The 15,008-nt window shown below is 69.1% G+C and carries 13 protein-coding genes; 1 reads left to right on the top strand and 12 read right to left on the bottom strand.

Annotated elements, in window-relative coordinates:
- Positions 1-14: 14 nt before the first annotated feature.
- The 8 genes from AZL_RS22985 to AZL_RS23020 all read right to left on the bottom strand — a co-directional run bounded on the left by AZL_RS22985 (position 15) and on the right by AZL_RS23020 (position 9,953).
- The gene (locus AZL_RS22985; protein WP_012976834.1) at positions 15-1,253 is read right to left on the bottom strand and encodes a Zn-dependent hydrolase; all 1,239 of its coding nucleotides are present in this window, start codon (positions 1,251-1,253) and stop codon (positions 15-17) included.
- A gap of 60 nt (positions 1,254-1,313) precedes the next feature.
- Positions 1,314-2,300, bottom strand: a complete 987-nt coding sequence (locus AZL_RS22990; protein WP_012976835.1) for a ketopantoate reductase family protein — start codon at positions 2,298-2,300, stop codon at positions 1,314-1,316.
- On the bottom strand, positions 2,301-3,992 hold the full coding sequence (locus tag AZL_RS22995; protein ID WP_086935458.1) for an ABC transporter ATP-binding protein: 1,692 nt from the start codon (positions 3,990-3,992) through the stop codon (positions 2,301-2,303). It lies immediately after the preceding gene.
- A gap of 4 nt (positions 3,993-3,996) precedes the next feature.
- Entirely contained in the window at positions 3,997-4,839 is an 843-nt protein-coding gene (locus AZL_RS23000) for an ABC transporter permease (RefSeq protein WP_012976837.1), read from the bottom strand.
- Positions 4,836-5,816 carry an ABC transporter permease gene (locus AZL_RS23005; protein ID WP_012976838.1) on the bottom strand — a complete coding sequence of 327 codons (981 nt, stop codon included), beginning with the start codon at positions 5,814-5,816 and terminating at the stop codon, positions 4,836-4,838. The genes AZL_RS23000 and AZL_RS23005 overlap by 4 nt, the downstream gene beginning before the upstream one ends.
- 153 nt (positions 5,817-5,969) lie before the next feature.
- Complete coding sequence (locus AZL_RS23010) at positions 5,970-7,601, bottom strand: ABC transporter substrate-binding protein (RefSeq protein ID WP_012976839.1); 1,632 nt, start codon at positions 7,599-7,601, stop codon at positions 5,970-5,972.
- 206 nt (positions 7,602-7,807) lie between these two features.
- Positions 7,808-8,599 (bottom strand): class II aldolase/adducin family protein, encoded by a 792-nt coding sequence (locus AZL_RS23015; protein ID WP_012976840.1) that lies wholly within the window; start codon positions 8,597-8,599, stop codon positions 7,808-7,810.
- Positions 8,600-8,630: 31 nt separating this feature from the next.
- On the bottom strand, positions 8,631-9,953 hold the full coding sequence (locus AZL_RS23020; protein WP_012976841.1) for a M20 family metallopeptidase: 1,323 nt from the start codon (positions 9,951-9,953) through the stop codon (positions 8,631-8,633).
- Positions 9,954-10,273: 320 nt separating this feature from the next.
- On the opposite strand from AZL_RS23020, the gene AZL_RS23025 reads away from it, so the two are divergent.
- The gene (locus tag AZL_RS23025) at positions 10,274-11,284 is read left to right on the top strand and encodes a LysR family transcriptional regulator (RefSeq protein WP_012976842.1); all 1,011 of its coding nucleotides are present in this window, start codon (positions 10,274-10,276) and stop codon (positions 11,282-11,284) included.
- Positions 11,285-11,310: 26 nt separating this feature from the next.
- Here the strand turns inward: AZL_RS23025 and AZL_RS23030 are convergent, their stop codons facing one another.
- The 4 genes from AZL_RS23030 to AZL_RS23045 all read right to left on the bottom strand — a co-directional run bounded on the left by AZL_RS23030 (position 11,311) and on the right by AZL_RS23045 (position 15,003).
- Entirely contained in the window at positions 11,311-12,099 is a 789-nt protein-coding gene (locus tag AZL_RS23030) for an SDR family NAD(P)-dependent oxidoreductase (RefSeq protein ID WP_012976843.1), read from the bottom strand.
- Between the two features lie 139 nt (positions 12,100-12,238).
- The gene (locus tag AZL_RS23035) at positions 12,239-12,955 is read right to left on the bottom strand and encodes an SDR family NAD(P)-dependent oxidoreductase (protein WP_012976844.1); all 717 of its coding nucleotides are present in this window, start codon (positions 12,953-12,955) and stop codon (positions 12,239-12,241) included.
- 3 nt (positions 12,956-12,958) lie between these two features.
- Positions 12,959-13,723, bottom strand: a complete 765-nt coding sequence (locus AZL_RS23040; protein ID WP_012976845.1) for a 2-keto-4-pentenoate hydratase — start codon at positions 13,721-13,723, stop codon at positions 12,959-12,961.
- Positions 13,724-13,785: 62 nt separating this feature from the next.
- Positions 13,786-15,003: a sialidase family protein gene (locus AZL_RS23045; protein WP_042445100.1), complete on the bottom strand. Its 1,218-nt coding sequence runs from the start codon at positions 15,001-15,003 to the stop codon at positions 13,786-13,788.
- Positions 15,004-15,008: the final 5 nt, after the last annotated feature.

Consider the following 15,008-nt stretch of genomic DNA (forward strand, 5'->3'; position numbering starts at 1 on the left):
CGGGAGAGGGCTTTTTAAGCGTTGGCCGTGGCGACCAGCGTTTCGAACAGCACGGCGGCGCCGCGGGCGCCGTCGGCGGGAGTGATGTTCTCCACCTCGTTGTGGCTGATGCCGTCCTCGCAGGGGATGAAGATCATCGCCGTCGGCACCTTGCCCGCCACATAGACCGCGTCATGGCCGGCGCCCGACACGATGTCGCGATGACTGAAGCCGAAGCCGCTGGCGGCCTCGCGCACCCGGTCGACCAGCGGCCTGGCGAAGGGCGTCGGCGGGAAGTGCCAGAAATCGGCGATCTCGGCGCTGACCCCGTTCCGCTCGGCGATCCCGGCGACGGCGGCGCGGAACCGGCGGTCCATGTCGGCCAGCGTCTCCGCCTCCGGATGGCGCAGGTCGACGGTGAAGAAGACCCGGCCGGGGATGACGTTGCGCGAATGGGGATGGACGTCGAGGATGCCGACGGTGGCGCAAGGATCGCCCGCCGTCTCCAGCCCGATCCGCTGCACCGCCTGCACCATGGCCGAGGCGGCGACCAGCGCGTCGCGACGCAGGCGCATCGGCGTCGGGCCGGCATGCGCCTCCACCCCCGTCACCGTCACCTCGTACCAGCGCTGGCCCTGGGCGCCGGTGACGATGCCGATCTCCTTGCCCTCGACCTCCAGCACCGGGCCCTGTTCGATGTGGGCCTCCAGATAGGCGTGCATCGGGTGGGTGACCGGAGCGGCGCCGGCATAGCCGGTGCGGACCAGCTCGTCGCCCAGCCGCGCCCCGTCCTGCGCCAGCTTGTCGAGGATCTCGTCCAGGGTGAACACGCCGGTGACGACGCCCGACCCCATCATCGGCGGCGAGAAGCGCGAGCCCTCCTCGTTGGTCCACACCGCGACCTCGACCGGGCGCAGCGTCTCGACCCCGCGATCGTTCAGCGAGCGCACCACCTCCAGCGCCGCCAGCACGCCATACACGCCGTCGAAGCGTCCGCCGGTCGGTTGGGTGTCGAGATGGCTGCCCATCACCACCGGGGCCAAGCCGTCGTCGCGGCCACGGCGGCGGGCGAAGATGTTGCCAATGCGGTCGATGGTCACCGTGCAGCCGGCGGCCTCGCACCAGGAGACGAACAGGTCGCGGCCGGCCTTGTCCTCGTCCGACAGGGCGAGGCGGCAACTGCCGCCCTTGGCGGTGGCGCCGATCTTCGCCATCTCGGCGAGGCTGTCCCACAGGCGGCCGGCGTCGATGGGCAGGTTGGAGGGGAGGGACATGGTGGCTCCGGGGGTGCTTGTTGGTCGTGTTTGAATGGAGAGGTGGGGGCCAGAGTCCGCCTAAGCCGCCGCCTCCCGCCTTTCCCGCGCCCTGAGATCGACCATCGCCAGCACCGCGCGCAGCATCGGCACATCCACGCCGCAGCGCTCCGCCAGCTCGATCACCGCACCCAGGATCGCCTCCAGCTCCAGACGGCGGCCGGCTTCATAGTCCTGGAGCATCGAGGTCTTGAAGTCGCCGACGCCGGCGGCCATGGCGATGCGCTCGTCGACGCTGGTGGTGAAGACCACGCCCAGCCGTTCGGCCACTTGCTTGGCCTCCAGCATCATGGCGCGGCCGGTCTCGCGCGTGCCGGGATCGTTGCACAGCCGGCCGAGCGTCGATCCGGTCAGCACGCTGAGCGGATTGAAGGCGAGGTTGCCCCACAGCTTCACCCAGATCGCCTGCCGGATGTCGGCGGTCTTCGCCGGCTGGAAGCCCGCCTGCCCGAACAGCGCGACGATGCGGTCCACCACCGGGTTGTCGCGGTCCCCCGCATCGCCGAAGACGAAGCGCTGGTCGCTGACATGGCGGATGCGGCAGGGGCCGTCCCCCTCCACCGCGACGAAGCTGGTCGCCCCGACCACACGGTCGGGATCGATGGAGCGCCACAGCAGCCCGTCGGGATCGACGCTGGCGAGCGGCCGGTCGGCCAGCGGTTCCGGCTGGCGGTGCGGATACCACCAGGGGACGCCGTTGACCATCGGCACGAGGGCGGTCTCCGGCCCCAGCAGCGGCGTCAGCGTGTCGATGGTGCCGCGCAGGGCATGGGCCTTGACGCAGAGGAACACCGCGTCTTGCGGCCCCAGCGACAGGCTGTCGTCGGTGACGCGCGGGCTGAGCCGGGCGACGCGGTTCAGCGGCGTCACCATGGTCAGGCCGTCGCGGCGGATGGCCGACGCCGCGTTCGGCCGGGCGACCAGCGTCACCTCGGCTTCGGTGGCGCCCAGCCGGGCGGCCAGCAATCCGCCGATGGCGCCGGCCCCGATGATGGCGATCTTCTTCATTCAGTGCGCTCCCGCCCGGACTTGTCGCAGGTCGTCCGGGATGTGCCAGGCCTTGCCGGGAATGGCGTCGAGCAGGCTGCGGGTGTAGGCGTCGCGCGGATGGGTGAAAACCTCGCGCGCGGCGCCCATTTCGACGATCCGGCCCCGGCGCATCACCGCGATGGTGTCGCAGACCTGGGCGGCGACGCGCAGGTCATGGGTGATGAACAGCATGGCGAGGTTCAGCCGCCTGCGGATGTCGTCCAGCAGTTCCAACACCTGCCCCTGGACCGAGACGTCGAGCGCCGACACCGGCTCGTCGGCCACCAGCAGCTTCGGCTCCATGGCGAGCGCGCGGGCGATGCCGATGCGCTGGCGCTGGCCGCCGGAGAATTCATGCGGGAAACGGTCGGCGGCCGAGCCGTCGAGCCCGACCAGGGCCAGAAGCTCCCGCGCACGGGCCAGCGCCTTGCCGCGGTCTTCTCCGAAGGCGACCGGCCCCTGGGCCACGATGTCGCCGACGCGGTGGCGCGGGTTCAGCGAGGCGTAGGGATCCTGGAACACCATCTGCACCGCCCGGCGGTAGGGGCGGAAGCCCTTGCGGTCGAGCGCCAGCAGGTCGGTGCCCTCGAACAGGATGCGGCCCGAATCCGGCTTGATCAGCCCGACGATGGAACGGCCGAGCGTCGATTTGCCCGACCCGGATTCGCCGACCAGCCCGACCGTCTCGCCGGGATGGATGGTCAGCGACAGGTCGTCACCGGCCACGACCTCCTTCGATTTCCTGAACAGCCCGCCGCCGACATGGAAGACCTTGCGCACCTTGTCGGCGACCAGCAGCGGCGCGCCCGCCTTGGCATGGTCGTCGCGGTGTTCGATGTAGTGCGGGACCGAGGCGATCAGCTGCCGGGTATAGGGATGCCGCGGCCGGTTCAGCACGTCGGACGCGGCGCCATATTCCACCAGCTTGCCATGGCGCATCACCGCGACCCGGTGGGCGATCTCCGCCACCACGCCGAAATCATGGGTGATGAACATCATGCCCATGTGGCGCTCGGCCTGGATCGCGCGGATCAGGTCGAGGATTTGCTTCTGGGTGGTGACGTCGAGCGCGGTGGTCGGCTCGTCGGCGATCAGGATGTCGGGCTGGCAGGCCAGCGCCATGGCGATCATCACCCGCTGGCGCTGGCCGCCCGACAGGCGGAAGGGGTAGGCGTCGGCCAGTTCGGCCGGGTTGGGCAGCCCGACCTGCCCCAGCAGCTCCACCACGCGGGCGCGGCGGGCCGGAGCGGGGAGGGCGGTGTGCTCGCGCAGGGATTCACCGATCTGGCGGCCGACCCGCATCAGCGGGTTCAGCGCCGTCATCGGCTCCTGGAACACCATGGCGATGCGGCCGCCACGCAAGCTCCGCTGCTCCGCCTCCGGCATGGTCAGCACGTCCTTGCCCTTGAACAGCAGGCTGCCGCCGGATACCCGGACATGGGGGGCGGGCAGCAGGCCCATCATGGCGTGCGCGGTCATCGACTTGCCGGAGCCGGATTCGCCGACGACGCAAAGGATCTCGTCGGGGTTCAGGGTGAAGGTCAGATCGTCCACCGCCAGCGGGCGGTCGGCGCCCGGCGGCAGCGCGATGCTGAGGCCCCGCACATCGAGAAGCGGCGTGGTCATGGCGGTGGTCTCCACGGGTGTGCGCAACAGGTCGAACCGGTTCATCGCCTCAGCCCCGCGACCGGGCGAGCTTCGGGTTCAGGGCGTCGTTCAGCCCCTCGCCGACCAGGTTAAGCGCCAGCACGGTCAGCACGATGGCGAGGCCGGGGAAGACGCTCATCCACCAGGCCTGGCGGATCACCGTGCGGGCGGCGCCGATCATGTAGCCCCAGCTCATGGCGTTGGGATCGCCGAGGCCGAGGAAGCTGAGCGAGCTTTCCAGCAGGATCGCCGTCGCCACCATCAGCGAGGCCGACACGATGATCGGCGACAGGCTGTTGGGCAGGATCTGGCGCAGGATGATGGTGCCGCTGCTCTGTCCGGTGGTGATGGCGGCCTGAACGAACTCGCGGGTGCGCAGGCTGAGGAACTCGGCACGGGCGAGACGGGCCAGCGGTGGCCAGCTGACGATGGCGATGGCGGCGACGATGGTGGTCAGGCTGGGGGTGAAGATGGCGACCAGCACCACCGCCAGCACGAAATTGGGGATGGTCTGGAACAGCTCGGTGAAGCGCATGATGGCGTCGTCCACCCGCCCGCCATGGAAGCCGGCGAGCGCCCCCAGCGTGACGCCGATGGCCAGCGCCGCGGCGGTGGAGGTCAGGCCGATCAGCAGCGACACCCGCGCGCCATGGGCGATGCCCGACGCGATGTCGCGGCCCAGCATGTCGGAGCCCAGCAGCGCGTCGTCGGAGAGCGGCGGCTGGAACGGGGCGGCCGCCATCTCCCACGGGTCGCCGGGGAACAGGACGGGGGCGAAGACGGCGAGCACGACGATGGCGATCAGGATCACCAGCCCCAGGACGGCGCCCTTGTTGCGGACGTAGGCCCGCCAGAAATCGGAATTCATCATTGCGACACCTGAATCCGGGGATCGACGAGGCCGTAGAGGATGTCCGTCAGGATGTTGAAGAGGATCACCATCACCGACGTGACCAGGAAGATGCCCAGCAGGACCTGATAGTCGCGCTGCAACACCGCCTCGAAGGCCAGCCGGCCGATGCCGGGCCAGGCGAACACCGTCTCGATCAGGATGGAGCCGCCGACCAGCTGCCCGGCCTGGATGCCGGCGACGGTGATGACCGGCAGGATGGCGTTGCGCAGGACATGGCGGGTGACGATGCGGCTCTTGGTCAGCCCCTTGGCCTTGGCGGTCTTGACGAAGTCGAGGCCGCGCACCTCCAGCATCGAGGCGCGGGTCAGGCGGGCGTAGCCCGCCATGTAGAACAGCGCCAGCGTGATGACCGGCAGGATCAGATGGGCGGCGACGTCGGCGACATGGGCCAGCCCGGTATAGCCGGCGCCGATGGTCTCGTAGCCGAAGGCCGGCAGCCAGCCGAGCTGGATCGAGAACAGCAGGCTCAGCATCAGCCCGATCCAGTAGATCGGCGTGGCGTAGGCCAACAGGGCGATGACGGTGATGGCGCTGTCGGCCCAGGTGCCGACGGCGACCGCCGCCAGCGTGCCGAGCGCCACACCGGCGGCGAGCGCCAGGACGAAGGCGGTCAGCGTCAGCACCAGGGTGGCCGGCAGCCGTTCGGCCAGGATGTCCCGGACCGGCCGCTGCTGGCGGTAGGAGAAGCCGAGATCGCCCTGCATGACCTTGCCGACATAGGTGGCGAGCTGCTCGATGAGCGGACGGTCGAGCCCGAACTGCTCGCGCAGCTGGGCCACGAACTTTTCGTCGGCGGCCCCCGCCTCGCCCGCCATCACCATGGCCGGGTCGCCGGGGGCGGCATGGACGAGGAAGAAGTTCATCACCACGATGGCGATCAGGATCGCGGCAGCCTTGACCAGGCGGCTCGCGAAGAGTTGGGCGAATCCCAGCATGGGCAAATATCCTGTGTGCGGAGCCCCTGGACTGATTGCCCCCACCCCGACCCTCCCCCGCTGGGCGGGGGAGGGGGATCGTGCTGAATCGGAAGGGCGGCGGCAGTCCCCTCCCCTGCGAAGCGGGGGAGGGTTAGGGTGGGGGCAGGCTCGTTACTTCGCCAGCCAGACGCTTTCATAGGTGTCGTTGACGCCGATGGCGGACGTGTTGGCGTTCCTCACCCGCTTGTCGAGGAAGGTTGGGAACTCCATCTCCAGCAGCCACACCACCGGCAGCTCGTCCGACAGGATGCGCTGGACCTCGCTGTACTGCTCCTGGCGCTTGGCCGGGTCGTTCTCGCGCGAGGCCTGGTCGAACAGCTCGTCCACCTTCGGGTTGGAATAGCCCATGGTGTTGGTGAACAGCACGCCCTTGCGGATGTTCGACGAGATGTAGGTGCGGGCGACGCCCAGCGCCGGGTCGCCATACTGGTAGAGGAAGTTCGTGGTGATCTCGTAATCCCAATTGGCGACGCGCTGCGCCCAGCCGGCGGCGTCGGTGCTCTCCAGAACCACGGCGACGCCGACCTTGCCCAGCGCCTGCTTCAGATATTCGCCGAGCCGGGTCCAGGTCTCGCCATAGGGCATCGGCATCAGCTTGACGGTGGCGCGCACACCCTTGGCGTCGGGCTTCAGCCCCATCTCGTCGAGCAGGGCCTTGGCCTTCTCCGGGCTCGGCTCGTAGGTCGTCACCTTGGGGTCGTAGAACTTCACCACCGAGTTGATCGGACCGGTCGGCACGCGGCCGAGACCGAACCAGATCTTGTCGCGGATGAACTTGCGGTCGATGGCGTAGGCGATCGCCTTGCGGAAGCGCTTGTCGTCCAGCGGCTTGACCCGGTGGTTGATCTCCAGCCACGCCATCGGCGCCACGAATTCATAGCCCTGGGTGGTCAGGGTCACGTTGGGCAGCGTCTTCAGGCGCGGAACCTCGAAGGGTTCCAGGTCGCTGTACTGGGTCTGCTGCACCTGCCCGCTTTCCAGCGCCAGCGAGCGGCTGGCGGCGTCGGGGATCACGCGGAAGGTGATGCCGTCGAGATAGGGCAGGTCCTTCTTGTAATAATCCTCGTTGCGGACGAGCTGGATATAGCTGCCCTTCACCCACTCCTTCAGCTTGAAGGGGCCGGTGCCGATGGGGGTTGTGTTGGCCGGGTTGGTGCGGTAATCGCCGCCCTCATAGATGTGTGCCGGCACGATCGGGGCCGACGACACCTCGAAAGCCTGGATGAAGGCCGGGAACGGCTCCTTCAGCTTGAATTCGACGGTGTGGTCGTCCAACGCCTTGATCGACTCGCAACGGCTGAACACGGCGCGGGCGCGCGGGTGGACCTCCATCAGGAACTTGGAGGTCGAGAACACCACGTCGGCGGCGCTGAACGGCTTGCCGTCGTGCCACTTCACGTTCTGGTACAGCTTGAAGGTGTAGGTCAGCCCGTCCGGCGATACCGTCCAGCTCTCGGCCAGTGACGGCAGCGGGTTCAGCTTGCGGTCATAGGTCAGCAGTCCCTGATAGATCTTGCCGGCAACCGTCTGGGTCGGCCCCTGCTGGTTCAGGCCCAGCATCAGGGTCGGTGGCTCCGGCTGCACGATGGAGTTGAGGACGCCGCCGCGAACCGGGGTTTCCTGGGCCATGGCCGGGGCGGCGACCAGGGCGGCCGTGCCGGGGATGGCGAGGGATGCCGCCAGCAGGCCGGCGGCGGCGGCGCGATGGATGCGGGCGGGGATACCGGTAAGGCGTCTGGTCATCGGGTGTCCTCGTCTCCAGAAGTGTCGGTGCGGTAAGCGGCCCTGTCGTGTCGATTGTTCTTGGTTGAGAGGGTGTCGGCTTCGATTGCCCCCACCCCGACCCTCCCCCGCGGGGCGGGGGAGGGAGCAATGCTTAAGCGGAAGAGGGGCGGCAGTCCCTCCCCCGCCCAGCGGGGGAGGTTAGGTGGGGGGCTAACCTAACCCCCTTACCGCGGCCCCACCGGCCCGGTGGTGCTGTCGAGCCAGCGCAGCAGCGAATCCCATTCCAGGACGCCGGCGCGCGGATAGGCGCGCTCATATTGCTGGGCGGTGTGCTCGCAGACTTCCGGCGAGGGGGTGACCAGCGGCCGGCCGCCGGCCAGCGCCATGATCTGCTGCCGGCAGGCCTGTTCCAGGTAGTACATCAGCACCGCCGCCTCGGCGACGTCCCGGCCGGCGGTCAGCAGGCCGTGGTTGCGCAGGATCATGCTGTGGTGGCTGCCGAGATCGGCGACCAGCCGTTCCCGCTCCGCCAGATCGAGCGCGATGCCCTCGTAGGTGTGATAGGCGATGCGGTTGTACCAGCGCAGCGAATGCTGGGTGAGCGGCAGCAGCCCGTCGGCCTGGGCGCTGACCGCCATGCCGGCGTCGGTGTGCAGGTGGATCACCGCGCCGACATCCGGGCGGGCGTGGTGCACCGCGCTGTGGATGGTGAAGCCGGCCGGGTTGATGGCGTCGCCGTCGCGCTCCTCCACCAGATTGCCGTCGATGTCGACCTTCACGAGATTGTCGGGCGTCACCTCGTGGAACATCAGCCCATAGGGGTTGATCAGGAAATGGTCGGGCGTGTCGGGGATGCGGGCCGACATGTGGGTGTAGATCAGGTCGGTCATGCCGAGCCGGTCGAACAGCTTGTAGGCGGCGGCCAGATCGGTGCGCGCCTTCCACTCCACGTCGGAACAGTCGCGGGTGGCGCGCGGGGCATGGGCGGCGTTTGCTTTCAGGATGGCGGCGGTCATCGGCAATGGTCTCGTCAGGGTGGAAGGTGGATCAGAGGGGTTCCAGGCCGCACCAGCCGGCGATGAACAGCGCCAGCACGCGGGTCACGTCGCGGAGGCTGTCCAGCGACACCGATTCATCGATGCCGTGGATGCGCGTCGCCTCCGGCCCGTAGCAGGTGGCGGGCGTGTCGCCGTAAAGCTGGAAGAAGCGGGCGTCGGTGGTGCAGGTCAGCGCCACCAGCTCCGGATCGCCGCCGCGCACGGCGCGGTGGCTGTCGGCCAGCATCGTCACCAGCGGGTGGGCGGGGTCGATCTCGCAACCGGCGGCCTGGAAACCGTTCCAGTGCAGTTCGATTCCGACACCGGACAGCGCCGGGTCGGTGGAGCGCGCTTGTTCCACCGCCAGAGCCACCTCGGCGCGAACCGCCTCCGGCTCCTGGCCGGGGAAGAAGCCGAGCCGGAGGTCGAGCGCGCAGCGCGTCGGGACCGACGACGGCCACTCGCCGCCCTCGATCCGGCCGAGATTGACGTTGACGGGATGGGCATGGCCGCAAAAGGCGGGATGGCGGCAGGACGGCTCGTTCCAGCGAACCTCCAGCGCCTTCAGATGCGCCGCCAGGGCATAGGCCGCCTCGATGGCGTTGACCCCGGCGGAGGTGTCCAGCACATGGGCCGGCGTTCCGGTCAGCACCAGCCGCAGCCACATGACGCCGACCTGGGCGACCGAAATGGAATGGTTGAACGGCTCCGGGATCACCGCGGCGTCGGCGCGGTAGCCGCGATGCAGGCAGGCCAGCGCGCCGTTGCCGGTGCATTCCTCCTCGATCACCGACTGGAGATAGACCGGGGCGGCGGGCTGGTAGCCCAGGCTGCGCAAGGCGGAGAAGGCGGTGGTGTAGGCCGCGATGCCCGCCTTCATGTCTCCCGCCCCGCGGCCATGGAGGCGGCCATTCTCGATGCGCGGCTCGAAGGGCGGGCTGGTCCACAGCTCCGCCGGGCCGGCGGGCACCACGTCGATGTGACCGTTCAGGATCAGCGAGCGGCCCGTCGCCCTGCGGGGCTTGTGGACGCCGACGACATTCCGGCGGCCGGCATAGGCGCCCGGAGTCACCGGCGGCGAGAAGCCGGGCAGGCGGGAGATCGCCGCCTCATCCACGTCGAATTCGTCGACGGTCAGCCCCAATCCGGCGAAGCGGTCGGCCATCAGCGCCTGCGCCCCCGCCTCCTCCCCCAGCAGCGAGGGCTGGCGCACGAGGTCCGACAGCAGGGCGACGCAGCCGTCCTGCGCCGCGTCGGCGGCGGCGAGGATCGCGGCGCGCAGGCCGCTGTCCGGCAACGCATGGTCGAGACGGTCTGCCCTGTCTGGTGTCATTCCGATTCCTTTACCCAATTCCCCGTCGTCGTGACCTTGTCGGGCCGGGCGGGTAGAAAAAGACGAAGCGGTTTATCGTGACCTATCCAAAATGGATAGGGTCGCCATAACGCGATGTTATGCGTGATCCGGCGTGGCGATGTTTGAAGGCCGCCATATGTCGATTAGGCGGCCATCAGATCGATGTGGCAAATAAGCATTTTTCATTTCGCCCATGAATCTGATTTATGCCGCAGTTGCTCACAGCGCATTCATATGCGTAGAATTTAGGCGGTGGCCCCGATGCGCCGGAATCGGGCACCCGAACAAGGGGCGGAGCGATGAGCGAGGCGGAACGGCAGGCTTTGGCCCGTCTGGGCCAGCAGATGGACTGGAATCTGCTGCGCACCTTCATGGTGATCGTCCAGGAGGGGAGCTTCACCAAGGCCGCCGTCCGCCTGTTTCTGACGCAGCCGGCGGTCAGCCTCGCCCTGAAGCGGCTGGAGGAGCAGCTTGGCCGCACGCTGATCGACCGTGGCCCCGGCCGTTTCGCCGTCACCGCCGCCGGCGAGCAGGTCTATGACGAGGCGGTGTCGATCCATGCCACCGTGTCACGTCTGGGGGCTTTGGTGCGCGACGCCAAGGACGGGATCAGCGGCCATGTCCACATCCTGATGACCAGCCGCATCCAGACCCCGCTGCTCGACCGCTCGCTGCGGGAGTTCCACCGGCTGTATCCCCAGGTGACCTTCCGCATCGACGTGATGGCGTCGGCCGACGCGCACATCGCGTTGCAGCAGCGGGTCGGCGCCATGGCGATCTGCCTGCTGCGCGAGCCGATTCCGGGGCTGTCGGCCCAAATCTTCCTGCGCCAGACCTACCGGCTCTATTGCGGCCCGGATTTCCGCCTGTTCGGCCAGCGCGACATCGACATCGCCGAGCTGCGGCACGAGAATTTCGTCTCCTTCACCTCCGACCAGATCGACGGCGCGCTGTCGCCGCTGACGCTGTTCCGGGCGCGGGAGGGGTTCGCCGGCCGCGTCGTCGCGTCCTCGGCCAATCTGGAGGAGGTGCGGCGGATGATCGTCTGCGGGCTCGGCATCGGCCCGCTGCCGGAACACATCGCCGCCCGCGACGTCGCCGACGGCCTGCTGTGGGAGCTGCCGCCCTATGAGGGGATCGCGCCGGTGAACGTCCACCTCATCTGGAACGAGCAGGCCAAGCTGAACCGCGCCGAACGGGCGTTCCTGGAATATCTGCAAGCGGCCCTGGCGACGGCACCGGCCAGGGAACTGGCCGGCGAGGCGGTCGATCCGCCGCTGGCGGGGAATGCCGCGCCGGCGGGCCCGTAGCGGGCCGCGCCTGCATCGGACCGGATTCAGGCCGGTGTTTCGCGGTGTATGGTGAAGGGCGACCAGGACTGGCTCACCGGCATGATCTCCACGCTGTTGATGTTGACGTGCGGCGGCAGCGAGACCACCCAGCGCACCGTCTCGGCGATATCGTCGGGTTGCAGCGGGTTGGCGCCGGCATAGAGCGCGTCATAGGCGGCCTTGTTGCCGCCGGTGCGCACCAGGGTGAATTCGCTTTCCGCCAGCCCCGGCTCGATCGAGGTGACGCGCACGCCCTGGGCCGACAGGTCGCTGCGCAGGCCGAGCGAGAATTGCCTGACGAAAGCCTTGGTGCCGCCATAGACGTTGCCGCCCGGATAGGGCCAGCTGGAGGCGACGGAGGCGAGGTTGACGATCAGTCCGCGCCGGGCGATCAGCCGGTCGAGCAGGATGCGGGTGATCGTCACCAGACCGGTGATGTTGGTGTCGATCATCGCCCGCCATTGTTCCAGGTCGCAATTCTGCGCGGCGGCGGTGCCCAGCGCCAGTCCGGCATTGTTGACCAGGACGGAGATGCCGGCGAAGTCCTCCGGCAGCGACTCCAGGGCGGCGCGGGTCGCCGCCTCGTCGCGGATGTCGAAGCACAGCGGATGGACCACCGCCGGCCCGCCCAGCGCCTCGACCAGGGCGTCCAGCCGGTCCTGGCGGCGTCCGGTGGCGACGATCCGCCAGCCCTCCGCGACCAGCCGCCGGGCGATGGCGTCACCGAAACCGGAGGTGGCGCCGGTGACGATCGCCGTTTTCGGGGCGGCCGTTTTCGGGGCGTTGTTCGACATTCTTCTTCACTTCCCTCGTGACGGATTGAAACCCGGACCCGCCACGGCCACGGAGGATGGAGCCTTCGCGGGTCGGCCGGCGGCCGGGAGAACCATATAGCCCAAACCCGCCGGGGTCGATGGTTCCCCGCGAACCAGCCTAAAGCGAGGCGCCGCCGCAGACGAGGATTTGCTGGCCGGTGATGGCGGCCGCGCTGTCGGACAGCAGGAAGGCGGTCAGCGCCGCCACCTCCTCCGGCTTGATGAAGCGCCCGATCGGCGGCAGCTTCGGCGGCAGGCCGGTGCGGTTGGGGTCCTTCAGCATCGGCGTGTCGGTCGCCCCCGGCGCCACTACATTCACCGTGATGCCGCGCGGCGCCAGCTCGATCGCCCAGGAACGGGCCAACCCGACCATCGCCGCCTTGGTCGCCGCATATTGGCTGCGGCCGGCGGCCCCCTGGGCGGTACGGCTGCCGATCAGGACGATGCGCCCGCCGCCACCCGCCATGTCCGGCATCCGTGGCACGACCTGTTCGACCAGCTGGGTCGTGGCCTCCACATGCAGGCGCCACATGGTGCGGGCGTCGTCGCCGGCGAGTTCGCCCAGCTTGCCGACCCGCATCAGGCCGGCGGCATGGACCAGCGCATCGACCGGCGGCAGGGCGGCGAGCGCCGCGGACACCGACTCCGGCGCCATCAGGTCGGCGGCGGTGAAGCGCAGATTGGGATGGTCGATGGCGGGGGCCGAGCGGCTCATCCCCTCCACCAGCCAGCCGTCGCGCAGCAGCCGCTCGGTGATGGCGGCGCCGATGCCGGAACTGGCGCCGGTGACCAGCGCCCGCCGTTGGCGTGGTTCGGTGTTCATGGTGGCGGCCATCGCTCACGCCACCGTCAGGGCGATGCGTCCGAGGCCGGGGAAGTCGGCGACGGCGCGGCTGCCGGGCTGGATGAAGAGGGTGCCGGTGCAGGAGCCGGTCGTCACGCTGTCGCCGGCATGCAGGCCACCGAAGGGCCGGGCGCCGGTATTGGCGAGCCAGGCCAGCAGGCGGATCGGATCGCCGGCCTTGTTGCCGCCGATCACCTCGATACGGCGCTCGCCGTCGATATCCAGCGTCAAGGGCTGGTTGACCGGATCGATGGCCCGCCAGTCGGCGGTGGCGGCGCCGACGATCAGCGCGCCATGGTTGGCCTGATCGGCCAGCGAGGCGAACGGCCCCTGCGAGCCGTAGCTGGCGAAGCGGGTGTCGCAGATCTCGAAGGCCGGATGGATGGAGCCGATCGCGGCCAGCACCTCGTCGCGCGTCCAGGGCTCGTCACGGGCGGGCAGGTCGCTTTTCAGGCGATAGACGATCTCCGCCTCGATGCCGATGACGCGGAACATGCCGGCCGGCAGCGTCTCGCTGTCGAAGAACAGGGTCTCGGCATGGATGGGGGCGCTCGACGGCTCGGCGTCGGGGGCCGACGCGCCGACCTTCCAGGCGGTCACCGGGCCGATGCGCCGCGCGACCTCGGTCTGGATGGCATAGGCGTCGGCCTTGTCGGCCGGCTGTGCCGCGGCGGGCAGCGCGTCGAGCGGGCGGTTGTCACGGCGCGCGGCGAGCAGCGCCGCTGCGGCCTGGGAAACGGCCTCGGCGGTCATGGTCATGGGACAAGTCCCCGAAGAGGAGGGAAGCGGGCGGGAGCGCCGGGTGGCGCTCCCATCGCCAATCAGCGGTTGCCTACCCAGTCGGGCGGAACACGGCTGTATTTGATGGCCTGACGGAAATAGGTGAAGGCGACATGCAGGTCGCCGTCCGCCGTCTGGGTGACCGACGGATAGGAGAATTCCCGGTTCAGGCTGTCCTTGGAATTGTTGGTCATGCAATAGCCGTCGCCGACCTCCAGGTTCCGGCGCAGCGGCCAGGTCAGTCCGCCATCCTCCGACAGGGCCAGCGTCAGCGGCGCGCGCGGCGCCCCCCAGAAGGCCTTGCGGGCAAGAGCCTCCGCCTTAACCGGGGCCGGAGCCACGGCGACGGCGGCACCGCCGGCGGGGACGTCGTCCTCGATCTCGTCATAGAGCGAGGCGCGGCGCCCGGTGGCGTTCTCCGCGCTCGACTGGTTGAAGACGATGGCGAGCCGGCCGTCGGCCAGCGCCGTCACCTGGATCGAGGAGTTGTTGTTGGGCAGCTCGGTCGCCACCGGCGCGCTCCAGCTCCGGCCATTGTCGGTGGAGAGGCTGCGGTAGACATGGTCGGCCCAGCGGCTGCGGTAGAAGGCGGCCAGCGTGCTGTCGCGCAAAGGCACGACGCTCATATGGACGCAGCCGACGCTGTCGGGCACCGCATGCTCGGTCCAGCTTTCACCCTGGTCGCTGGAGATGCGCACCGCGCTGGTGTCGTTGTCGCCCACCCACTTCTCGCCCGGCGTGCCGTGGCAGAGGAAGGTCGGCATCAGCCAGTCGCCGTTCGGCAGCACCACCACCGGCTGGCGGATGAAGATGCCGTCGCCGTTCGTCCCTTCGAACAGGGTGCGGATCGGCCCCCAGCTGTGCCCATGGTCGGCGGAGCTGCGGCAGCGGACGAAGGCGGTGTCCTGGTTGCCCGACACTTGTGCGGTGTAGAACAGCCACAACGTGCCGTCCGGCGCCGGGAACAGCACCGGATTCTGTTCCGAGCGGGTCGGGTCGTCCGACAGCTTGACCGGGTCGGTCCAGCGGTCGGAGCCCTGGGCCAGCCGCGAGAAATAGATCGAGATGTCGGGAATGCCCTCCTGGGTGCCGCCGAACCAGACGCAGCCGAGATCGCCGTTGCCGAGCACGGTGATGTTGGCGGCGTGGTTCTGGACGCAGGGCGACGGCAGATAGGCGTCGCGGCGCCCGGCATCCCCGTCCGCGGGCGCGATGCGCCCGCGTTCGATGGCGGAAGGCAGGGTTGAGGGTGTGGTCATGACGG

It is taken from the genome of Azospirillum sp. B510 (assembly GCF_000010725.1).
Classification (GTDB): domain Bacteria; phylum Pseudomonadota; class Alphaproteobacteria; order Azospirillales; family Azospirillaceae; genus Azospirillum; species Azospirillum lipoferum_B.

Coding starts and splice junctions, on each gene's coding strand:
- AZL_RS22985 (WP_012976834.1), bottom strand. CDS start 1,253: ATGTCCCTCCCCTCCAACCTGCCCATCGACGCCGGCCGCCTGTGGGAC.
- AZL_RS22990 (WP_012976835.1), bottom strand. CDS start 2,300: ATGAAGAAGATCGCCATCATCGGGGCCGGCGCCATCGGCGGATTGCTG.
- AZL_RS22995 (WP_086935458.1), bottom strand. CDS start 3,992: ATGAACCGGTTCGACCTGTTGCGCACACCCGTGGAGACCACCGCCATG.
- AZL_RS23000 (WP_012976837.1), bottom strand. CDS start 4,839: ATGATGAATTCCGATTTCTGGCGGGCCTACGTCCGCAACAAGGGCGCC.
- AZL_RS23005 (WP_012976838.1), bottom strand. CDS start 5,816: ATGCTGGGATTCGCCCAACTCTTCGCGAGCCGCCTGGTCAAGGCTGCC.
- AZL_RS23010 (WP_012976839.1), bottom strand. CDS start 7,601: ATGACCAGACGCCTTACCGGTATCCCCGCCCGCATCCATCGCGCCGCC.
- AZL_RS23015 (WP_012976840.1), bottom strand. CDS start 8,599: ATGACCGCCGCCATCCTGAAAGCAAACGCCGCCCATGCCCCGCGCGCC.
- AZL_RS23020 (WP_012976841.1), bottom strand. CDS start 9,953: ATGACACCAGACAGGGCAGACCGTCTCGACCATGCGTTGCCGGACAGC.
- AZL_RS23025 (WP_012976842.1), top strand. CDS start 10,274: ATGAGCGAGGCGGAACGGCAGGCTTTGGCCCGTCTGGGCCAGCAGATG.
- AZL_RS23030 (WP_012976843.1), bottom strand. CDS start 12,099: ATGTCGAACAACGCCCCGAAAACGGCCGCCCCGAAAACGGCGATCGTC.
- AZL_RS23035 (WP_012976844.1), bottom strand. CDS start 12,955: ATGGCCGCCACCATGAACACCGAACCACGCCAACGGCGGGCGCTGGTC.
- AZL_RS23040 (WP_012976845.1), bottom strand. CDS start 13,723: ATGACCATGACCGCCGAGGCCGTTTCCCAGGCCGCAGCGGCGCTGCTC.
- AZL_RS23045 (WP_042445100.1), bottom strand. CDS start 15,003: ATGACCACACCCTCAACCCTGCCTTCCGCCATCGAACGCGGGCGCATC.